This is a genomic window from Erythrobacter sp. S43 (assembly GCF_057364955.1).
In genome coordinates this window covers 716,740-738,188 of record NZ_CP200285.1, presented here as the reverse complement: position 1 = coordinate 738,188, position 21,449 = coordinate 716,740, and the positions used below count along the sequence as shown (strand labels likewise).

17 protein-coding genes are annotated in these 21,449 nt (G+C 58.8%); 10 read left to right on the top strand and 7 right to left on the bottom strand.

Annotation, left to right across the window (positions count from 1 at the left end):
* Position 1: 1 nt before the first annotated feature.
* Both AC0V6K_RS03615 and AC0V6K_RS03610 read left to right on the top strand, forming a co-directional pair.
* Positions 2-274 (top strand): DUF2160 domain-containing protein, encoded by a 273-nt coding sequence (locus AC0V6K_RS03615; protein WP_472624877.1) that lies wholly within the window; start codon positions 2-4, stop codon positions 272-274.
* Between the two features lie 28 nt (positions 275-302).
* Positions 303-2,045 (top strand): ABC transporter substrate-binding protein, encoded by a 1,743-nt coding sequence (locus AC0V6K_RS03610; protein ID WP_472624875.1) that lies wholly within the window; start codon positions 303-305, stop codon positions 2,043-2,045.
* Positions 2,046-2,101: 56 nt separating this feature from the next.
* Here AC0V6K_RS03610 and AC0V6K_RS03605 read toward each other — a convergent pair whose 3' ends face one another.
* On the bottom strand, positions 2,102-4,510 hold the full coding sequence (locus AC0V6K_RS03605; RefSeq protein WP_472624873.1) for a glycoside hydrolase family 3 N-terminal domain-containing protein: 2,409 nt from the start codon (positions 4,508-4,510) through the stop codon (positions 2,102-2,104).
* A 91-nt stretch (positions 4,511-4,601) separates the two neighbouring features.
* Between AC0V6K_RS03605 and AC0V6K_RS03600 the strand changes: the two genes are divergently transcribed.
* The 5 genes from AC0V6K_RS03600 to xylA are packed head-to-tail and all read left to right on the top strand — an operon-like array spanning position 4,602 to position 10,720.
* Complete coding sequence (locus tag AC0V6K_RS03600; RefSeq protein ID WP_472624871.1) at positions 4,602-5,669, top strand: LacI family DNA-binding transcriptional regulator; 1,068 nt, start codon at positions 4,602-4,604, stop codon at positions 5,667-5,669.
* 60 nt (positions 5,670-5,729) lie between these two features.
* Complete coding sequence (locus AC0V6K_RS03595) at positions 5,730-7,130, top strand: sugar porter family MFS transporter (protein WP_472624869.1); 1,401 nt, start codon at positions 5,730-5,732, stop codon at positions 7,128-7,130.
* 3 nt (positions 7,131-7,133) lie between these two features.
* On the top strand, positions 7,134-7,979 hold the full coding sequence (locus AC0V6K_RS03590; protein WP_472624867.1) for an aldose 1-epimerase: 846 nt from the start codon (positions 7,134-7,136) through the stop codon (positions 7,977-7,979).
* Entirely contained in the window at positions 7,979-9,406 is a 1,428-nt protein-coding gene (xylB, locus tag AC0V6K_RS03585; RefSeq protein WP_472624865.1) for a xylulokinase, read from the top strand. Before AC0V6K_RS03590 ends, xylB begins: the two co-directional genes overlap by 1 nt.
* Entirely contained in the window at positions 9,407-10,720 is a 1,314-nt protein-coding gene (gene xylA, locus AC0V6K_RS03580; RefSeq protein WP_472624863.1) for a xylose isomerase, read from the top strand. It begins immediately after the preceding gene.
* A gap of 46 nt (positions 10,721-10,766) precedes the next feature.
* On the opposite strand, the gene AC0V6K_RS03575 is transcribed toward xylA, so the two are convergent.
* Both AC0V6K_RS03575 and AC0V6K_RS03570 read right to left on the bottom strand, forming a co-directional pair.
* The gene (locus AC0V6K_RS03575; RefSeq protein WP_472624861.1) at positions 10,767-12,182 is read right to left on the bottom strand and encodes a sigma-54-dependent transcriptional regulator; all 1,416 of its coding nucleotides are present in this window, start codon (positions 12,180-12,182) and stop codon (positions 10,767-10,769) included.
* A complete protein-coding gene (locus tag AC0V6K_RS03570; protein WP_472624859.1) occupies positions 12,182-12,712 on the bottom strand; it encodes a heme NO-binding domain-containing protein in 531 nt (176 codons plus the stop codon). Before AC0V6K_RS03570 ends, AC0V6K_RS03575 begins: the two co-directional genes overlap by 1 nt.
* Positions 12,713-12,964: 252 nt before the next feature.
* On the opposite strand from AC0V6K_RS03570, the gene AC0V6K_RS03565 reads away from it, so the two are divergent.
* The 3 genes from AC0V6K_RS03565 to AC0V6K_RS03555 are packed head-to-tail and all read left to right on the top strand — an operon-like array spanning position 12,965 to position 16,853.
* The gene (locus AC0V6K_RS03565; RefSeq protein WP_472624857.1) at positions 12,965-14,212 is read left to right on the top strand and encodes a polysaccharide biosynthesis/export family protein; all 1,248 of its coding nucleotides are present in this window, start codon (positions 12,965-12,967) and stop codon (positions 14,210-14,212) included.
* Positions 14,209-15,642 (top strand): GumC family protein, encoded by a 1,434-nt coding sequence (locus AC0V6K_RS03560; protein WP_472624855.1) that lies wholly within the window; start codon positions 14,209-14,211, stop codon positions 15,640-15,642. The genes AC0V6K_RS03565 and AC0V6K_RS03560 overlap by 4 nt, the downstream gene beginning before the upstream one ends.
* Positions 15,597-16,853, top strand: a complete 1,257-nt coding sequence (locus AC0V6K_RS03555; protein ID WP_472624853.1) for an O-antigen ligase domain-containing protein — start codon at positions 15,597-15,599, stop codon at positions 16,851-16,853. The genes AC0V6K_RS03560 and AC0V6K_RS03555 overlap by 46 nt, the downstream gene beginning before the upstream one ends.
* A gap of 180 nt (positions 16,854-17,033) precedes the next feature.
* On the opposite strand, the gene AC0V6K_RS03550 is transcribed toward AC0V6K_RS03555, so the two are convergent.
* Genes AC0V6K_RS03550 through AC0V6K_RS03535 form a run of 4 tightly spaced genes read right to left on the bottom strand, consistent with a single transcriptional unit; the run spans position 17,034 to position 21,288 of the window.
* Positions 17,034-18,074 (bottom strand): glycosyltransferase family 4 protein, encoded by a 1,041-nt coding sequence (locus AC0V6K_RS03550; RefSeq protein ID WP_472624851.1) that lies wholly within the window; start codon positions 18,072-18,074, stop codon positions 17,034-17,036.
* Positions 18,071-19,057, bottom strand: a complete 987-nt coding sequence (locus AC0V6K_RS03545) for a glycosyltransferase family 2 protein (RefSeq protein WP_472624849.1) — start codon at positions 19,055-19,057, stop codon at positions 18,071-18,073. The genes AC0V6K_RS03550 and AC0V6K_RS03545 overlap by 4 nt, the downstream gene beginning before the upstream one ends.
* Positions 19,058-19,084: 27 nt before the next feature.
* The gene (locus tag AC0V6K_RS03540) at positions 19,085-20,014 is read right to left on the bottom strand and encodes a glycosyltransferase family 2 protein (RefSeq protein WP_472624847.1); all 930 of its coding nucleotides are present in this window, start codon (positions 20,012-20,014) and stop codon (positions 19,085-19,087) included.
* On the bottom strand, positions 20,014-21,288 hold the full coding sequence (locus AC0V6K_RS03535; RefSeq protein ID WP_472624845.1) for an oligosaccharide flippase family protein: 1,275 nt from the start codon (positions 21,286-21,288) through the stop codon (positions 20,014-20,016). The genes AC0V6K_RS03540 and AC0V6K_RS03535 overlap by 1 nt, the downstream gene beginning before the upstream one ends.
* Between the last annotated feature and the right edge of the window lie 161 nt (positions 21,289-21,449).

The following is a 21,449-nucleotide window of genomic DNA, read 5'->3' as shown; positions in this document are numbered from 1 at the left end:
GATGGAATGGATGGCATGGACTTGGCCGACCGCGCTCTTTTTCGTTGGGATCGCAAGCATGCTGGCGATGATGACGGTGCTGGCGATTGTCCGGCCCAGCACTTCGCGTATCGGCGTACTGGGGATTGAGACAGCGCGCGGTGACCGGATGTTTATCACGCTGCTCGGCTCGGCCTTTATAAACCTTGCATGGATAGGCCTGACCAATGCGCCGCAATATTTTGCCCTGATCATTTGCGCGCTGTTTGCATTTGTCGTTTTCCGCTGGGTATGAGGGGCCAAACGAACAAAGGGACATTGGGATGAGGGTGATCAGATCGGCATGGGTTTCGGGCGCGTGTTTGGCGCTGCTGGCGTGTTCGGGCGATGCGGAAAGCGACTTTGTTGCTCCGACCGACGCCGAGCGGGAGGCTTCGGCAACCGCGTTTCTCGATGATGAGATTGGAGATCAATCCACGCTTTCCCGCGAAGAGCAGGAAGCTGAAGTACAGTGGTTCATGGATGCGGCTGAACCGTATCGCGGAATGGAAATCACTGTCGTCTCCGAGACGATCGCAACGCATGAATACGAAGCAAGCGTGCTCGCGCCTGCCTTCACCGCGATCACCGGTATCAAGGTCAATCACGATCTGATCGGTGAAGGCGATGTCGTTGAGAAACTGCAAACCCAGATGCAGTCGGACGAGAATATCTACGACGCCTACGTCAACGATTCCGACCTGATCGGCACGCACTGGCGCTATCAGCAGGTTCGCAATCTCACTGATTGGATGGCGGGCGAGGGCAAGGACGTCACCAGTCCGACGCTCGATCTTGAAGACTTCATCGGCACCGACTTCACCACCGGCCCTGACAAGAAGTTGTACCAATTGCCCGACCAGCAATTCGCCAACCTCTACTGGTTCCGCTACGACTGGTTCACCGATCCGGCGATCAAGGCCGACTTCCGTGAGAAGTACGGATACGATCTCGGCGTGCCCGTCAATTGGTCAGCTTACGAAGACATCGCAGAGTTCTTCACGGGGCGCGAGATTGATGGTCAGACCGTCTATGGCAGCATGGATTACGGGAAGAAGGACCCCTCGCTCGGCTGGCGCTTCACCGATGCGTGGATGTCGATGGCGGGCATGGGATCGGTTGGCGAACCCAATGGACTGCCGGTCGACGAATGGGGCATCCGCGTAAACGACCAATCGCAACCAGTAGGTTCTTGCGTTGCGCGGGGCGGGGCGACCAACTCGCCAGCAGCTGTCTACGCTCTCGACAAGTATTCCAAGTGGCTCAACGAATATTCCCCGCCTTCAGCTGCCGGTATGACCTTCTCCGAAGCTGGCCCAGTGCCTGCGCAAGGGCGGATCGCGCAGCAGATTTTCTGGTACACAACTTTCACCGCCAATATGGTCGGTGAAGAGGCGTCAGCGGTGCTCAATGATGACGGCACGCCGCGCTGGCGCATGGCTCCCAGTCCGCATGGCGCATATTGGGAAGAGGGCATGAAGGTCGGTTATCAGGACGCGGGCTCGTGGACGCTGATGAAATCGACCCCGATCGACCGGGCGCAAGCCGCATGGCTCTATGCGCAGTTTGTAACATCCAAGACGGTGGACGTGAAGAAGTCGCATGTTGGCCTGACCTTCATCCGCGAGTCTTCGATCCAGCATGACAGCTTTACCGAGCGCGCGCCCAAGCTTGGCGGGTTGATCGAATTCTACCGCAGCCCCGCGCGAACCCGTTGGTCACCCACCGGCACCAACGTGCCGGATTATCCGCGCCTTGCGCAGCTGTGGTGGCAGAACATTGGCGACGCATCATCGGGTACCAAGTCGTCGCAAGAAGCGCTTGATGCGCTTTGCGAGCAACAGGAGCGCGTGCTTGAGCGCCTTGAGCGCGCTGGTTTGCAAGGTGAGCTCGGGCCTAAGCTCAATGAAGATCGCGGCGCGGATTATTGGCTCAACCAGTCGGGCGCGCCGAAGGCTAAGCTCTCCAATGAGAAGCCTGCTCCGATCACAATCGAGTACGATCGCTTACTCGAAACGTGGCGATAGCACTCCGTGGCAACGTGAGGGGGTGAGCAAGCGGTTAAGCCGCTTGCTCCCTCATGTCAGGGGGCGGCCAACTGCAGTTCCGTCTGTTTGACATCGCGGCTGTTTCCGCCCGCCATCAGGATAAATTTGCCGGGCTCCACCACCCGCTTCATCCTTTCATTCCAAACGCTGAAATCGGCAGGTGTCAGCTCGAATTTCAGAGTTTGGGATGCTCCTGGCTTCAAGGTAACCCGCTCAAAGCGGACCAATTGCTTCACCGGCGTTGTGACCGAGGCATGGACGTCGCGCAGATATAGCTGCACAACTTCATCACCGGGGCGATCACCTGTGTTGGTCACATCAACCTCGACCGTCACATTGCCATTTGTGGTGTGACTTTGGCCCGGCACGCGCGGCGCGGAAATCTCGAAGCTGGTGTAGCTCAGCCCAAATCCGAACGGATAGAGAGGCTCAATCGTGTCGAACAAATAGCCGCGGCGACCCTGCGGTTTATGATTATAGAACACGGGGATCTGGCCAACATTCCTTGCAACCGTGACCGGCATTTTTCCGCCGGGGTTGATCGCTCCAAACACAGCATCAGCGACGGCGTTTCCGGTTTCCTGACCCAGATACCAACCTTCGATGATCGCGGATGCCGTTTCATTCAGTTCGTTGATGGAGAGTGGGCGGCCGTTGAGCAGGATTGTCACAACCGGCTTCCCCGTCGCCAGCATCGCCCGCGCCAATTCCATTTGTTGTCCCACCAACCCGATATCGGTCCGGTCGCCCAAGTGGGTTGTGGCCCATGCTTCACGGCTTGTCTGCTCGTTGCCGCCGATGACCACAACGATGACATCGGCATCTTTGGCGGCTCGCTTCGCTTCGGCAATCAGTCGGAGGTTTTCCTCTTCCGGAACCAGATCGACTGGGTCGGCGCCCCAGTCGCGGCTTTCGGTTATCCGAACGCCTTCGGAAAAGGACACTTCAAAACGACCCGCCGCTGCTTTCTGCATTCCCTCGAGCACGCTGACCACATGTTTGGGGACGTCGCTGTAACCGCCCAGTGGCGTGTCTTTCGCGTGGGTTCCGACCACAAGCATGCGATCAATCTTCTGTGCATCAAGCGGCAACAGGCCATCATTCTTGAGCAAGACCATGGATTTCTGTGCGGCTTCTCTGGCGAGGCTGACGGCTTGCGGATTGGCCTCGATGCGCTCCGCATAGTCGGCATCGGCGTATGGATCTTCAAACATACCAGCGATGAACTTCAGTCTCAGGATGCGCCTGACCGCCTCATCAACCAATGCGATATCGACGCGCCCTTCCTCAACCAGCGCCTCCAACTCGAGGAAGGTGTCCGCATCGGCCATCTCGCTATCGACACCCGCCTTGATCGCCCGCTCAGCTGCCTGCTTTGCATCTTCCAGCATTCTGTGCCGAGTCACCATTTCGCGGATGGCGAAATAGTCACTTACGACTGCGCCGCGGAAACCCCATTCGTTCTTGAGCACATCATTGAGCAACCAGCCATTGGCATGGCTCGGCAGGCCGCCAATCTCGTTATAGGAAGGCATGACCGACATGGCGTTGCCTTCCTTTATCGCCCTTTCAAAAGGCGGAAAGAAGTACGTTCTAAGCGTATGTTCTGTCAGCTCGGCAGGGGCGACGTTGGTTCCGCTCTCCGGCTGGCCATGCCCCGTCATATGCTTCAGCGTCACCAGCACCTTGTCTTGGGCCAACGGCAACTCGCGCCCCTGGAATCCTCGAATAGCGGCTAGACCGATCTCGGACGTCAAATACGGGTCTTCGCCGTAGGTTTCTTCTATCCGGCCCCAACGCGGGTCTCGCGCGATATCAACCACGGGCGAAAGCGCCAATTGCGCACCGCGAGACCGCATTTCGCGCGATGCGATGGTGTAGACTTTCTCGACCAGTTCAGGGTCCCAAGTGCTCGCCAATCCGATGGCTTGCGGGAAGCTTGTCGCTCCGCGAGCAACATAGCCGTGCAACCCCTCTTCATGCATCAGGATAGGGATGCCCAACCGCGTTTCTTCAAGAGCCCAACGCTGGGCGGCATTCACATATGCGACCGTTTCGCGAGCGGTCCGGTTTCGCGCTCCGGCTGCGACACCGGCCTCACCAGTGTTCGACTGATCAACTCCACGCGAGTCCGAAGGGCGGGCAATCATACCGATCCCATCAGGAAAGGCTTGGCTTGCTTTGGCTGGATCAAAGTCGCCTGACGGTGTCTGCACGCGCTCCTTCTGCTCCCAGATAGTGAGCATCTGAGCGACTTTCTCTTTCAGCGTCATCCGCGCCAAAAGATCAGCGATACGCGCCTCTGTGTCGGCCGATGCATCCTTGTACAGCGGCGTCTGCACTTCTTCGGCAGAAGCAAATGAAGGCATCGCAACCGTGATGGAGAGCGTGGCACATGAAATCAGAGCAGCCGCACTCGCCGCACTTTTTAGAAACCCCTGCATCACTCTCTCCAATTCCTGTGTGTTAGCGCTACCATAAAGTGAGTCGGTTTCATTGCAATGCCAATTGTCGGCCGCTAGGGTTGCCGGGACTATGGCACAGGGAACACGTTCAAGCCGGCGCACCACCAATGCTGTGAAGCTGTCCGATGTTGCACGCCATGCTGGCGTATCCGCGATGACGGTGTCCCGCGTTATGAACCAGGAAAGTGGTGTTCATAAGGACACGCGCGAGAAGGTACTGCGCGCGGTCGACACGCTGAATTATCGTCCCAACAAGTCCGCCCGTAAGCTCGCAAAGGGGACCGATGTTCACATCGGTCTTATCTATTCCAACCCGTCGGACAGTTATCTGGGCCGTTTCCTTCACGGTGCTCTTGAGGCGGCGCAGCGTTCGGACAATCGCCTGATTGTCGATATCTGCGATGAAAACAGTCCTGCGTCCTATGTGGCGTCAGCGATGCGGCTTGCGCGAGCCGACGTCGCCGGGGTTGTCCTCCCGCCGCCCATATCTGGCTCGGACGAAGTCCTCTCTGTTTTTCGGGAGCTCGGAATTCCGGCTGCTACGGTGGCCAGAGGCGATAAGTCCGCGGGATCACATGATGTTAGCATCGATGACGAGGATGCGGCGCGGGAGATGACGCGGCATCTGATTGATCTGGGACATCAGCGAATTGGCTTTGTTCGCGGTCAGCCTGACCAGGCTTCGAGTGGGCTGCGCGAACAGGGCTTTCGCAACGAAATCAAGGCGGCTGGGCTCGACTTGCCGGCCTCCTATTTCGTCGAGGGTCAATTCACATACCGATCCGGAGTGGAAGCGGCACAGAGGCTGCTCGATCTGCCAAACCCGCCGACCGCGATCTTTGCCAGCAATGACGATATGGCGGCGGCCGCAATTGGCGTTGCCCATAGGCGGGGGCTGAATGTGCCAGAAGATCTTACAGTTGTCGGTTTTGACAACAGCGCATCCTCGCTCTCGGTCTGGCCCGAACTGACCACAATTGACCAACCCGTGAGCGCGATGGCCGCGGTGGCATTCGATCAGTTGTTGGGCGTCATTGCTGGCCAAGAAAACGACAAGATTCCGGCGTTGGCTGCCCCGGAAATTGGCTGCCAGTTGATCGTTCGTGGATCGTCGGGACCCGCCAAATCGTCAACCTAGACTAGATTTCCTTTTCGTTAGCGCTAACATACCTCATGTCACGAGGGAGAGGGATATTCGATGGCGCATACTGATTCGGCCAATACGCGCTTTGTGATGCTGATTGTATCAGTCGCAACGCTGGGCGGTTTTCTGTTCGGCTTTGACAGCGGGGTGATCAACGGCACCGTTGACGGGCTGCAAAAGGCCTTCAATTCAACGACAATCGGGACCGGCTTTAACGTTGCCTCGATGCTGCTGGGTTGCGCAGTTGGTGCGTTTGTTGCGGGCCGTTTGTCGGACCGGATTGGCAGGCGCGCTGTCCTGCTAATCGCAGCGGTCTTGTTCATTGTTTCTGCCTGGGGGTCAGGCATTGCGGGCGATGCCACGACCTTCATTATCGCTCGTATTCTTGGTGGTTTGGCCGTTGGTGCAGCCAGCGTTATTGCGCCAGCATACATCTCGGAAGTTGCTCCTGCTGACAAGCGGGGACGGCTTTCATCCATTCAGCAAGTGATGATTATTATCGGTCTGACTGCAGCGTTCCTCTCGAACTATGTGCTGGCCGAAGTTGCTGGCGGAAGCCAGGCGCAAGTCTGGGGCGGATATGAGGCTTGGCGTTGGATGTTTTGGGCAGAATTGCTGCCCGCCGTATTGTTCCTGCTTTTGCTGTTCCTGATCCCCGAAAGCCCGCGTTATCTCGTTGTGAAGGGGCGAGAAGCAGAGGCGCAGTCGATTCTGACGAAGCTATCTGACCCGACTAACGCAGAGCGCAAATTGGCTGAGATCAAGGAAAGTCTATCTGGCGAGCATCAGCCGCGTCTTTCGGACCTTGTGTCAACCGAAACGGGCAAAATTCGGATGATCGTCTGGGTCGGAATAGGTCTCGCAACCTTCCAGCAATTGGTCGGGATTAACATCGTATTCTACTATGGAGCGGTTCTTTGGCAGGCGGTTGGTTTTACCGAGAATGACGCTCTCAAGATCAACGTTCTGTCAGGCGCTCTTTCGATCGGCGCAGTCTTTGCGGCGATCATGTTGATCGACCGGATTGGTCGCAAACCCTTGCTGCTGACGGGTTCATTGTTGATGGCCGCAGGCCTGCTCGCGATGGCAGTGTCTTTTGCATCCGGTTCGCTGGTTGATGGCGAGCTGCAGTTGTCTGACGGCGCAGGTCTGACGGCGTTGATTGCGGCCAACCTATACGTAGTGGCCTTCAACTTCAGCTGGGGTCCCGTGATGTGGGTGATGCTGGGCGAGATGTTCCCCAATCAGATGCGGGGATCTGGTCTGGCGGTATCCGGATTTGCGCAATGGACAGCAAACTTCCTGATCATCATGAGTTTCCCATGGTTGCTCAGCAATGTCGGTCTGCCCATTACCTATGGCTTCTACGCGGCTGCTGCAGTGGTTTCGGCGATCTTCGTCGCCAAGCTTGTTGTCGAAACCGCTGGTCGCGAGCTTGAGGACATGGCGGGCTAAATCGTGCTGCGGATTCAGTCTGACAATGTGGCAATTGCGGTGGACCCGTGGATGGGCGGGGGCGTCCTCTCGTTCACATGGCAAGGCATTGACATCTTCAGACCGTTTCAAGGCGGAACGGACATGCGCGATCTTGGCAGCTTTCCGCTCGTTCCTTTCTGCAATCGGATCGCCGGAGGATGCCTCACCTATCAGAGAAAGCCCTGGATGCTACCTCCGGCGCCGCTCGGCATTGAGCCGTTGCATGCTCTTCACGGGTTGGGTTGGCGAAGCCCCTGGTCAACCATCGAAAGTGGTGAGGCTTCGATAAGGCTCGGCCTAAATCATGATGGTGTGTTGTGGCCTTGGCCTTTCTCGGCTGAGCAACGATTTGAGGTCACATCGACGGGCTTTGTCTACTCCATGTCGGCGACCAATCATGGCAGCAGCCCGATGCCAACCGGCTTGGGGCTTCACCCCTATTTCCCACGCGAGGGCGCAAGCTTTAGTTTCGCGCCGCGTGCTCAATGGGAAACGGGCAAGGATCGTCTACCTGTTGCTCGCAAGGAACTTTCGGGCGCGCCTGAATGGTTCAATGAAAAAGGGTTTGACCATTGCTTTGAGGGTGCAGATGCGCCTTTGATGATCACCTGGCCAACGCACCGGCTGCGCGTCCTCCCGTCGGAAAACCTCTCGTTCGTCCATGTTTACACGCCAGCCGGAGAGGACTTCTTCTGCGTCGAACCTGTCAGTCACATTCCCGATGCGGTGAACAGTCCTCACGATAGCGCGGTCACCGGTCTCATGACGCTGGAGCCGGGTGAAACGATGGAAATCGAATGCCGGTTCGAAGTGGAGGCAATCGGCTGATGTGGCTCGGAATTGATCTGGGGACCTCTGCGGTCAAATCGGTAATCGTGGATGATACGGGCACGGTGCGCGGCGAAAGCTCGGCGGCTCTCAATGTTCAACGGCCGCAGCCACTTTGGTCAGAGCAGGACCCAGCCGCATGGTGGGATGCCACCCGAAACTCCATACTGGGTTTGCCCGCGCAACTGCGCTCGGTAATGCGCGGCATTGGTCTTTCCGGACAAATGCACGGCGCGGTGCTGCTCGACGCCAGAGATGATGTGCTGCGCCCGGCAATCCTTTGGAATGACGGGAGAAGCGCGGCGCAGTGTGAAGAGCTGGATGCGCTGGCCCGCAATCACACCGGCAATCTGGCCATGGCAGGCTTCACGGCACCAAAACTCGCATGGGTGCGTGAAGAAGAGCCCGAGATTTTTGGGCGAACGCGCACCATTCTTCTTCCGAAGGATTATCTGCGCCTTCTGCTCACGGGCGAGAAAGCCAGCGACATGTCCGATGCGTCGGGCACGCTATGGCTAGACGTTGAGAAACGTGGCTGGTCGCCCGCCATGCTGGAAGCGACTGGGCTCGACGAAACGCACATGCCGCGGTTGGTTGAGGGATCGGAGCAAACTGGCACGCTTCGGTCTGCTGTCGCCGCAGAATTGGGCCTGCCGGTCGTTCCGGTCGCTGGCGGCGGTGGAGATCAGGCTGCGGGAGCCGTGGGCGCAGGCGTAGTTGATGCTGGTCAAGCGTTCTTGAGTCTGGGAACATCAGGCGTCACTTTCGCGGCAGGCGCTGGTTTTCAGCCTGCTCCCGAGAATGGATTGCACGCCTTCTGCCATGCCCTCCCGGGGCGCTGGCACACGATGGCTGTGATGCTGTCGGCTGCGTCTTGTTTGCAATGGGCGGCAAAACTAACCGGCTACAGCGGTGTCGCGGCCGCGCTGGAGGCGGCAGAGCAGAGCAATCTGCCTTTTGCTCAACTACCTCTTTTCTTGCCCTACCTGACAGGGGAGAGGACACCGCATAACGATCCAACGGCCAAAGGCGTGTTCTTCGGACTGACAAGCGAAGTGGGTCCCGCGGAACTCATCCGTTCAACTCTGGAAGGTGTGGCTTTCGGCCTGCGTGATGGGTTGGATGCGATGCCCGAAAAGCCCGGCGAGCTCTCGGTCATTGGAGGCGGTTCGCGCTCTGCATTTTGGGCGCAAATCCTGGCTGACGCTCTGGCTGTCCCGCTTGTCTATCGCGACGGCGCGCATGTCGGACCGGCCAATGGCGCAGCGCGGTTGGCGCGGCTGTCCGTCACCAATGAAACCATTGAGGCCGTGTGCAGCCAGCCGCCTGAAATGGCGCGATATCTGCCGCAATCCAACGACACGGCGCGTCTGGAGCGCTTCCGGACCCTCTATTCCAGTTTGAAGTCCAGTTTTGGAGACACGTAAATGAGCTACTTCGCCGATATCCCGTCGATTGCGTTCGAGGGGACGGACAGCACCAATCCACTGGCTTACCGATATTACGATGCAGATCGCGAAGTGCTGGGCAAATCGATGCGCGATCATCTGCGTTGGGCCGTTTGCTACTGGCACAGCTTCGCGTGGCCTGGGCACGACATTTTCGGCGCTGGCACATTTGATCGTCCATGGAAGCCGGGGGGGCCGGTTTCGACTGAACTGGCTCAGACCAAACTGGATGCAGCTTTCGATCTGTTCTCCAAGCTGGGTGCGCCGTTCTATTGCTTTCACGATGTCGACGCGATGGCGGATCACGATGACACGGCGAGCTACACGCGAGAGTTGGATGCCATCGTCGATAGAATGGAAGGAAAGATTTCCGAAACTGGCGTGAACCTGTTGTGGGGCACGGCGAACCTATTCAGCCACCCGCGCTATGCAGCCGGTGCTGCAACCAATCCCGATCCGGAAGTTTTTGCGTGGGCTGCGCATCAGGTGCGTTCCATGATGAACGCGACCTACCGGCTCGGTGGCGCAAACTATGTGCTTTGGGGCGGACGCGAAGGCTACGACACACTGTTGAACACCGATATCGGGCAAGAGCTGGACCAGCTGGGCCGTTTCATGTCGATGGTTGTGGAGCACAAGCACAAAATCGGTTTCAGCGGATCGATCCTGATCGAGCCCAAGCCACATGAACCGACCAAGCATCAGTATGATCGCGACACCGCCACAGTGTATGGCTTCCTGCAACGCTATGGCCTTGAAAACGAGGTTCAGGTGAACATCGAAGCCAACCACGCCACCTTGGCTGGCAACAGCTTTGAGCATGAGATCGCGACCGCCAACGCCTTGGGCATCATGGGTTCAATCGACATCAACAGAGGCGACCCGCAGAACGGCTGGGATACCGACCAATTCCCGAATAACGTGCCCGATTTGGTCCCGGTCCTCTATCACATCCTCCAAGGCGGCGGCTTTAAGACTGGCGGGTTCAACTTCGACGCCAAAATCCGCCGACAATCGGTGGATGCAGAGGACCTGTTCCACGCTCATATTGGCGGCGTCGACGTGCTGGCACGTGCATTGTTGGCAGCCGCATCGATGATCGAAGACGGCAGTTTCGCAGCGTTCACCGAGCAACGTTACGCAGGTTGGCGGAACGGCTTTGCCGCCAAAGCTCTGGCTGGCGATATGACACTAGAGCAGGTTGCTGACCATGCGGTCGAGAACAGCCTGCAGCCAAAGCCTAAGTCGGGGAGGCAAGAGTATCTCGAGAACCTGATCAATCGCTCGTTTTGATTGAGAATTGATGCCTTGCCACCGCAACGCATTACGTGGTTGTTGCCTATCCGCCCCAGCGGTCAAGCTTGCGGTAGATTGTTGATGGGCTGACCCCCAGGCCTCTGGCGGCTTGCACGATGTTGCCTGCATGGCGCGCGATGGCTTGCTCGATCGCTATGCGTTCGACTTCATCGAGAGTCATGCCAGAGAAGTCTGCGATTGATGCGGGCTGCACGGGTTTCGGTTCGAACGAAGGCTGAGCCTGCGCGGGCGTGATGTTGCTCGGCGGGTTAGGGGCGGCCTGCCGTGGAAGCGAGCGCGAACCACCCGTAAACTCGATCTTGCCACCTGTGCCCGTGATAATCGCGCGGCGCAGAGCGTTTTGCAGCTCGCGCACATTGCCGGGCCAGTCGTGCTGTTGAAGATAGGCATCGCTCGCCTTCGAGAAGCCGGAGATCGAGCGTCCTTCTTCACCCGCAATGCGCTGCGCCAGATTGGTGGCGATCAAGGCAATGTCGTCCCCGCGATCGCGCAATGCGGGCAACTCAATCGGGATGACGTTGAGACGGTAGTAGAGGTCTTCGCGAAAGCGGCCCTCGGCCACCTCACGCTCGGGATCGCGGTTGGTGGCGCATACGATCCGTACATTGACAGGTTCAGCGGCGGAGCTGCCGACCCGCTGGATCATGCCGGTCTGAAGGAAGCGGAGCAGTTTGACCTGAAGCTTCAGGTCCATCTCGCAGACTTCATCAAGGAACAGTGTCCCGCCATCCGCGGCCTTGGCCGCGCCGATCCGGTTCTCGACCGCGCCCGTGAACGCGCCTTTGACGTGGCCGAACAGTTCGGATTCAAGCAGGTTTTCCGGGATCGCACCGCAGTTGATGGCAACGAAAGGTCCGCTGCGCCGCTTGCTTTGAGAATGGAGCGCTTCGGCGGTTACCTCTTTACCCGTTCCACTTTCGCCGGTGACGAACACCGTCGCCTTTGAATCGGCCACGCTTTCGATGGTCCGGAAGACAGCGCGCATCGCTGGCGATTTGCCGATGAAGCCGTGGAAGTTATCCGGATCGTCTTGGCTCGCGACTGCTTCCGTTGCGTCCGAAGACGCGCTGGCGCTTTGTTCGGCAGCGTTGCTGACAGTGCTGAGCAGGCGCGTTCCCGAAACGGGTTTGACCATAAAGTCATAAGCGCCCAGCCGCATCGCCGCGATCGCACGGTTGAGCGAGCCATCGGCGGTTACAACGATAACTGAGGGAGCTGCCTTAATATCACTGAGTGCATCGAACAGCGTGAGGCCATCGCCATCGGGCAATTGCAGATCGAGAAGGACCACGTCGAAAGTGTCGCTCAAAAGCGAGCGGCGTGCTTCTCCCAAAGTCTCACACAAGCTGACTTCATACCCCGCATCCTCAAGTTGGGCGGCATAGCCCAGCGCAAGGGAGGCACTGTCTTCAACAATGAGAACTTTGGCTTCGGTCATCAGTGGATCCTGAAAAAGGCGGTCTGGCCGCTGGGGTCGCGATCAACCCATTCGATGGTCCGCGGATCGCCAAAATGCTTCATGCATCCCTGCACAAGACCAAAGGCGATGTGAGCGAACGGGCGGTGCGATTTGTATTCGACCACGAAGCCGTCATTGTCCTCCCACGATGTTACCGTTGGCGGCACCGCATCGGGGTAAAGCACCTTCACTTCTTCGTGGATGTGGTCTTCGACATGGGCAAGCATCCCCTCTGCGGTAGGATAGCGCTCGACAATCTCGGTGTAGAGAACGGTGAACCGGTTAAACAGAAACTTGCCGAAGCCTTCGCAAAGGTCGGCGGCATCGGCTCCGGTGATCTTTGACGCGGCAGTGACGACCTGCACAGCCTGTTCCCACGGGTACCGCGAGACGCGCGAGAACGCGCCGCCATGCGGCAGGTCTGCGCTCGCGAGCACCTGTTCGGTAAATGCCGGTCCGCCGGATTCATCGAGGAACCCGAGCAGCTCGGCGTAGATAATACCCTTCATTCAAAGCAACTCCGTCAGTTGAACTGCTTTTGCATGATGCAATTGCCGTGCCGAAAATGACGCCCGTTTTCGCTGCATTTTGCGACCTTTGATGACGCATAATGCGAAAATCTTCGCAAAACGCAAATGCTGCACACGCAAAATGCGAAAACGACCCGTCCCGCGTTTTGCAAACCGCAGAACTCCGCGGTTTTCGCGGTTTGGCACGATCCTTGGAAAGTTGGGGGCAGACCAATTCAATGGAGAATGCAAATGCCCCGTCTGACCCGTAAATTCGCACTCGCTTGTGCCAGCGCCAGTGTTGCGTTGTCCGGCTGTGTGTCCGGCCCGGCGCCCGCAAATGTTGCATCCTCAGTGTATGGCCCCGGTCAGGTGGCGTGGGACGGCAGCCAACAGCCGCAGGGCGACTGGATCGAGCGGGCACCGGTGGCGCGTGGCGTCCCGACTTGCGACTGGAAAGTGCCGCGCGAGCTGGACACTCTTCAACGCGTCCATCCAGCGACCTTCCTTGATCGCACTGCGCCGCTGGGCGCGGGTGATCGTCTTGAGGTTAAGGTCATGGGCGATGATGGCCTGATCTCCGGCACCTATGTGATCGCCAGCGACGGTACCCTCGCGCTGCGTGGTCAGTCCCCGATTGACGCGGCAGGCAAGTCGGTTGCCGACCTTACTCTTGCCCTTCGCAGTCAACTTGTTTCCAGCAACATCGTCCGCCCGCTCAAGAATGCGGTGCGTGTTGCTTTGATCGAAAATGCCGGTGTGTCGGTTTCGGTTGGTGGCGCTGTGTTTCAACCCGGTGCCGTGCGCGCCGGTGAGCGCACTCCGGAAAGCCGCATTGGCTTGAAAGAGGGCGCGGTCAGCGGCGATGACAACATCACGCGTTCGGTTGCCGGAGCCATCCGCGCAGCTGGCGGAGTTCGCCCTGACGCTGACGTTCAGCGCATCTATCTTATCCGCGACACCACCTATGCCGAGTTCGATCTTTCCGGCTTCATCCATGGCTGGTCGAGTCGCGATGTCGCGATCTCATCGGGTGATCGCGTGATCGTGCCGAGCCGCCGTTGCTTCAATCCCGACCTTGTCCGCCCGACCCCGCTGACCGCACCAGGTATCCGCGTCTATATGTCGAACCTGACGCGCAGCGCGAACAACAATGCGGGCGCAGCCATTGGTGCTCAGACCACATCGCTGCCATATGGCACGCGCTTGTTGCAGGGGCTCGTCGCAGCCAACTGCGTGGGTGGCAGCTACATGCAATCTGATCGCCGCGCGGTCCTGATCTCGCGCAACCCGATCAACGGCGAAAGCATCGTGGTCGAGCGAGACATCGAGAAACTGGTGCGCGAAGCCAATCGCGATGCGCTCAACCCCTATCTGATGCCGGGCGATTCCATCGCGTGTTACGACAGCCGTTGGACGAATTTCCGCGAAGCTGTCGGCCTGATCAGCGAGGCGGTGAACACCGCAACGCCCGCTATCCTGCTGGACAACGCGCTGTGAGCAAAACCACTCCTCCCCAGGACTGTGATGCGGCGCAGGAGCCGCGTCGGCTCGTCCGCTTGTGGCACGTTGTGCGCGATGGTCTGCCTTCGGTTGGCCGTTATCGCCGCTACATCGTCGCGCTAGCGTTACCGCTCGCGCTCGTGTGGGGTCTGGCGATCGCATACATCGCTCTTGCGCCCGACCGCTTTGATAGCCGCATGACTCTGGTTCTGCCGGGCACTGGCGTTGGCGCAAGCATGAACCTTGAATCCATCGGTCAGGCTTCGACCAACAGCGCGTCTGCCTTCGCCTCACCGTCCTTGAGCCCGACGGAAAGCTATAAGCGTTTGCTGATGTCCGATTTGGTTCTGGGCAATGCGGCGCAGCTTGCAGGCGAAGACCCATCGGGCTTTCCCACGCCTTCGATCAAACTCATCGATCAAACGAACCTTATCGAAGTAACTATCGCAGGCTCCGATCCGCAACAGGCGCGCGCTCGTATGCGTGCGCTCAAGAAGGCTTTTGATGCCGCGCTTGAGACGCTGCGCAAGGATGAAGCTTCCACCCGCGAAGAAGCCGACGCATCGCGCATTGGCGATTTGCAGAGCAAGGTTGACGAGGCGCAGCAGGCATTGCTCGATTTCCAAGCGGAAACCGGCCTCATCTCGCTTGACCAATTTGCTGGCCGCATCACCGAGCTTGATCGTTTGAAAGCTAGCGAGCGTGATCGCCGCGTGAAAGTTGCCGAGAGCGGTGCATCGACCGGACGCCTCACCTCCACGCTGGCAACTTCACTGCCGCAGGCGCGCAACGCCATGCGTCTGAAAGCAGACCCCGAATTTTCCAATCTGCTCGACCTCTACGCCAAAACCAGCGGCACGCTTACCGAGAAGAGCGGAACACTGGGAAGCGCCCATGAAACCATTGAAGAGCTGACTGCCGAGAAGCAGCTGCTCGAAAAGGAAATGGCCAAGCGCGGCCGCGAATTGACCGGCATGAGCGAGGGCCGTGTGCTGCAATTTGCAGACCTTGCGGTTTCGGACACACGTGAAAACCTGTTCGCCAGTCTGTCCGAGCGCGACAGCAACCATGCTGGAAACGGTGCGGCGCTGGCCGAGCTTCAGCGACAGATCGCCTCGCAGTCGGAAGTGACAGGTGAACAGGTTGAGCAAGCATCCAAGCTGGCTGACCTGACACGCGACCTGCGCGTGGCCGAGGCTGTATTCAGTTCTGCCTTGGCGCAGCTTGATACCAACAAGGCCGATCCTTTCGCGTCCTATCCTCTGGTTCAAACGCTCGAAGTGCCTTCGCTCCCGCGTGCCAAGTCTTCGCCGCAGCCGCTGATCGCGATTGCCGGAGCGATGGGCGCGACCCTCTTCATTCTAATCGGATTTCTCCTGCTATGGCTGCGTCAGCCCATCATTCGCAAACTGCTGCCGAACGCCTGATTTCGGGCACAATCCAGTGGACCTGGGTCCTCTGGCTGGTGGGCGGGCTCTACATTGTGGGGCCCGTCCTCGGCTGGGTTCTAGGCGCGATGGCTCTGGGCGCGATGTATCTGGATCAGCAGAATTCGATGCGCATTCCGGGCACGATCTGGTTCTGGATTGCCGGAATGGCGGCGATGCTGGTCATCTTATGGATTGGCCATGCAAATTTCTCCCTTGGAACGGGTGCGACGATCAAGTCCTCTGTCGGATGGGCCAAGGGTTGGGCGCTGATCGCGCTTTTTCCGCTTGCGGGTGCGCTGCTGAATGTCCGGCCAGAGATTGTCTACCGCGCGGTGTGCAAATTGGGCCTCTACACACTGCTGATCCTGCCGGTGTTTTTAGTTGCACCGATGATCGGACTTCCCGAACGTCTCTGGGTTTCGCCGCTCGCTATTCTGGGCGGTGCAGGGCCGGACTATTTCGCGGCGCAGCTTTACACGATTGAGCCAGGTGCTGGCACGCCGCGCTGGCAGTTCTTTGCGCCTTGGTCGCCGGCTGCTGGCATGATGGGAGTGATCTATGTCCTCCTCGCTGCGCGGGAGAAGCATTTGGGCTGGAAAACCGTGGGGGTCGCGGGTGGCATCGCGCTTGCGGTGTTTTCGCAGTCGCGCCTTGCTTTGGTGGCACTGATCGTCATCGCTCCTTTTGTGTGGGGCGTGGCTCGTCTGGATCGCGGTTCGCTCTGGCTGGTGGCTGCTCCTGCGGTTCTAGCGCTCGGCTTCTTTGGCCCGATGCTCTTGGAACTGATCGACAGCTTGGTCGCAGAATTCTCCGCTGCCCGCGCCGATTCAAGCCGCGTGCGTGCCACATTGGGCCGTATCGCCATCGAACGCTGGCACTCGGAAGCCTATTGGTTCGGTCATGGCGTGGTCGAGAATGGCCCGCATCTGGTGGAGTACATGCCCATCGGAAGCCATCACAGCTGGTACGGCCTGCTCTTTGTTAAGGGGCTTGGCGGAGCCATCGCTTTGGCGGTGCCGCTGCTGGTAACGATGGCTGTGCTTGCCGCGCGATCCCTGACTAACGAGACCGCCCGCTGCGCCTTTGCGATGGTGCTGGTGCTCGGGCTCTACTCGTTCGGCGAGAACCTGGAGATTCTCGCTTACCTTTATTGGCCAGCACTCATTGTGATTGGCGCAGGTCTGCGCACAGCTCCGCAAACGAACTGATCTGCTTTGATGCCTGTCGCCCCCGCTAGTAGGGAAGGGATGCTGGTCAGCGGGCCATTATCACCGGTGCCATAGATAGGCACTGGCCCTTCACCAGACACACGAAAAGGCCGCCGATCCACCGGGTCGCATAAAGTGGATCGACGGCCTGAACAGCGGCAAGCTCTATGGATGCAAGAGCTAGGCTGCTGCTCGTCCCTTGTTTTTGATGACAGGATTTCTTGGCGCCTTGGAGAGGGCAGCGCGCAGGATGATCCCCTTCCACGCATTGAGGATCGCCTTATTCTGGTCCAGCACACCCTTACGCGCCTCGAGGCCCAGCTTCGGAAGATCGCTTTTCAACGCGCTGTAAATGGCTGCCGCAATCTGTGGCGCAGTTTCGAGGTCTGCGATCATTCCTCCCTGAGTTGCCTGTTCGGGCAGACCATCGACATCAGCGACGATGATCGGGCGGCTAGCCATGCGAGCCTCCGTCGCGACCAGGCCAAATGCTTCATATTTCGATGGCATGATCACCGCGTCGCATCCCCGAAGGAAAGCGGCCGGGTTGTTCGTTGGCCCATGCACCTGAACGTGCGGAAGATCGCTCGCCATATCGGCAAGAGCGCCATGATCGGGTCCTCCACCAAACAGCGTCAGGCGGACCTGATACGGTTCGAAAGAGCGCATCGCTGTGATTAGAGCTTCGAAGTTTTTGACGGGTGCATACCGTCCATAGGCAAGCAAATGCAGCGGTCGTCCGGCCAATGGCTCTGCGGGCTCAATCTCAAAGAGCTCGGGGCGCTCAGTCCAAGGGTAAATGGTCCTTACCTTGTGCTGACCCAATCCGACGCTTTCGACGAACCAATCGCGCTGAGCGTTCGAGACGCAAATGACCTCGTCCACCAGCTTTGCGGACATCCTGATCATTCGCCGAAATCGACCCTTAGCGCCAACCATGTGCGCCTCGAAGTTCCGTGTGTAGCTGTGCTCCACGTGCAGAATGCGTGCGCTTGGATTGCGCAACCGCAGGCTGGCCAGAAATGTCAGCCGCCCCCAAGAAAATGGCATGTGATCGACAATAAGATCAGCGTCCAGTGCTGGCGCGATCCATGCCTTGGGGGCGACAGGCACTACTTCAGACACCGCGATCTGTGCGATGGCCGGGTCGTCGAACAGTGTCAGCGCACGTGTGACCCCGCCCATCGCAAAGTCATCCAGCAGGTGGACGATGCGGATCATGCCGCTTTCCTCAGAAACGGGCGCATCATGGAAGTGAACCTGTCGCGGCCCATGACTGATCCGGCGATGACCGCCAATGCCGTCACTATGGTCTTGCGCGGCTCCTCGATCACGATTTTCGGTTTTAGGCCGACAGCCTTACGCAGGAAATCACGCGCCAGCTCAAAATTACCCAATTGCAGCGAGCGGCGCGCGAGATAGCGGAGCTGATATGCGCGGGCGGTGTTGCCGTGTTTCTCGACAAAGTCAGGAGCGTATCCGCGCAGCTTGCGCAGCATTTTGGTCCAGCTGAGATATTGCTTCACAACGTTGGCCGACAACGCTCCTGGGATGATGCGATAGTTGGTCAGCAGACCGTCAATGCCAGCAAAGACGACGCCGTGCTTGACGGCGAGACGGATCCACATCTCGATGTCTTCCGATTGGCGGAACTCCTCATCGAACCAGCAATCTCGGCCGAAGGTTGTGGGGTGCGCGAAAGTGGCTTTCTCCAGCGCGCTGCGACGCAAGACGGGAGCGCTGCCATTGCCGACAGGATTGCGGCAGATGATGTCGCGCGGGGTCACACGGCCAAGTTTCGGGCGCATCGCCACGCTCAGCACTTCGCCATCGCGATCAATCATGCGCGAGCCAGCATAGCTGACGCCGATATCCGGATTGGCGGTCAGGTGGATGTAATGCAGCGTGAGTTTCTCGCGGTGCCACAGGTCATCGCTGTCCAGCAGAGCGACAAATTCGCCCCGCGCATTCGCAATGCCCGTGTTGCGCGCGCCAGCAAGGCCGCGATTGGGCTGGCTGATGATGCGGATGCGCGGATCGTCAAAGTCGCGCACGATATCCATCGACGCGTCCTGACCACCATCATCGACGCAGATCAGCTCAAAATCTTCGAAAGTCTGATCGAGCACGGATTGCACCGCCTCACCAACGAAGGCTTCGACGTTGTAGATTGGCATTACGACTGACATTTTCGGGTTGGTCACGGGAGTTCTCCTTCGGGGGAAGCAGGTTCAGGCAAAGACAGCGCGGCGCAGTGGTGCAGGCATTGCAGCACCGGCGATCACGCCGCCGAGAGTGAGGAGACTACGCAGGCCACCGGTGAGGAAGGTTGCGCGGTGAGCGGCCATCCCGCGTTTGGCGAATGCGCGGATAACGGACATATGCGCGCCAGAGCGCAAAGCCCGGCGGGTGAGGTAGCGACAGTAAATCGCCTCAGCCTCGCGCATCTGTTCTGCCATGAGCCAGTCGGAAACAAAGGCATGCCAGTTTTCGAACATTGCATCGAAATTGCAGGACAGGCCGTCCTCGCTCATCCGGTACTTCACCAATGGTGCATCGATCCCGAGCATCAAAACGCCATTGGCCAGCAGCCGTGCGACCAACTCCTGATCCTCGGCATAACGCATGCTTTCATCAAAACCGCCCGCGGCTTCGAACGCTTCGCGACTGACAACCAGATTGGATGTAGTGCAGAACGCGTTTTCGATCAGAACGTCGGCGGCATTCAGGCTTCCACCGGGGACGTTCGAAACGGAGCGACTTTCGACCATTGAGCCGTTCTTCTCAGGGCAGAACACAACCTGCGCAAAGCTCGCGCCCAGGCGTGGATAGGTGGCGTGCAAAGCTCGGTGCTGGGCGAGTTTGTCATGTGCCCACTCATCGTCTGCATCCAGAAATGCGAGGTAATCGCCCTTGGCCAAAGACGCGCCGTAATTTCGCGCTGAAGACACGCCGCCATTTGGCTGCGATACGGTGCGCACCCGCGCCACTTTGCAGGCGATCTGGAGCATTACCGAGGCCGTTTCGTCGGTCGATCCATCATCGACAATGATGATCTCCATATCGCGATCCGACTGGCACGCGACGCTCTCAACGGTCGACCACAGCGTGGCCGCAGCGTTGTATGCGGGAATGATGACGGAAAAAGTTGGGTTCGGCATCAGAGGTCTCCTTGGGCGACGGATGTCTGGGAAGATGTGTTCGACGTGATCACCAAGATCGCGGCGGGCAGCTGGATCAGCGCGAGACCGGCTCCAAAGCCGATACAGGCTCCGATAAGGCCGCTTTGCGCGCCGAACGCGAGGCCGGTTAGGGCTGTCGCTGTGGTCGCGGCCATCAGCTTGGTCTCGACCACAGGTGTGCCCAGCGCGCGGTAACGGGCACCGATCACGGCGGCGCAGAAGAGCGGCAGTGCGGCGCAGGCGAGCAAGGCGAGGAATGGAACGGCCGGGACCCAAGTCGCGCCGAAGATAATCGGGACATAGAAGGGAGCGAGCAGAGCCTGTGCTGCGACGATCGGGAACAGGACGGCAAGCCCCATAAGGAACGCCTGGGTGAATTCGCGGTCGAGATCGTCCGCGCTCGACTTGGCGAGTTGCGGGAAGAGCACCAGGTTGCAGGCGGCAACAACCGATTGCGTGATGCCCAGCCCAGCGTTGAAGGCGAAGTAATAGAGACCCAGTGCTTCGGTGCCGAGCAGTGCGCCGACCAGGAGCTTATCAGCGTGAAGACGGGCAGCCGCCAGCATTTCCGAGCCCAGAATGGCGGGGCCAAAGCTCTTGAATTCGGCAAATGGGGCAGGCGTGACCGAGCGGTCTTCGGTCCAATTGAACGTACGACGGGCCAATATCATCCAGATTGGCGCGGTCAGGAGTTTGGGCAGGATGATTGCCCATGCGCTTGGCCAGAGAAGAACCAGTGCAACTGTGAGCGCGCTGTCGGCCATGTTCTGGACTGCGCCAACCTTCGCCGTGCGGGCCATGCGTTGTTCGCGCATCGCCAGAAAGATCTGCACAAGGCCAGCCGGCATAAATGCATAGACCAGCGAAAGAACAGCAATCATCGCGGCGGCCTCGGCCAGACCAAAGAAGAGCCATGCGGCCGCCGCGACCAGGAGTTGAATGCCCATCACCGCGCCGCAGACAAGCCAGAACAGGCGCAGAGCGGTGCGGCAGATGGATTGAAGTTCGTTATCGCGTGCAACGATAATGCGCTGGCCCACACCAGCCTGTGTCAGCACGCGGACCATTTCGAACAGGCTCAAGGCGAGCGCAGCGGTGCCGAGCATCATCGGCGAAATCTGACGCGCGACGACCAGGATCGCACCCAAACGCACGACACGGGTCGCCGCCTCGGCAGAGCCGTACGCCAGCATGCCCCGCGCAAAGGCGGGCCAGCTGTCCGGCGTCGTTATGGTGCGAATAAGTGCGTGCATGGTTTCCTCGAAACGTGTTCGGGAAAACCAATTTCAACATCCGTGCCAATGTCCGAAAATGGCGGAATTCTGGGGTTTTCGACGGTCTGCCGCGATCAGGTCATTTCCTGTTTCGCAGAATGTCACCGCATTCTCGCATTTTGCGAAAAATTTGTGATGCA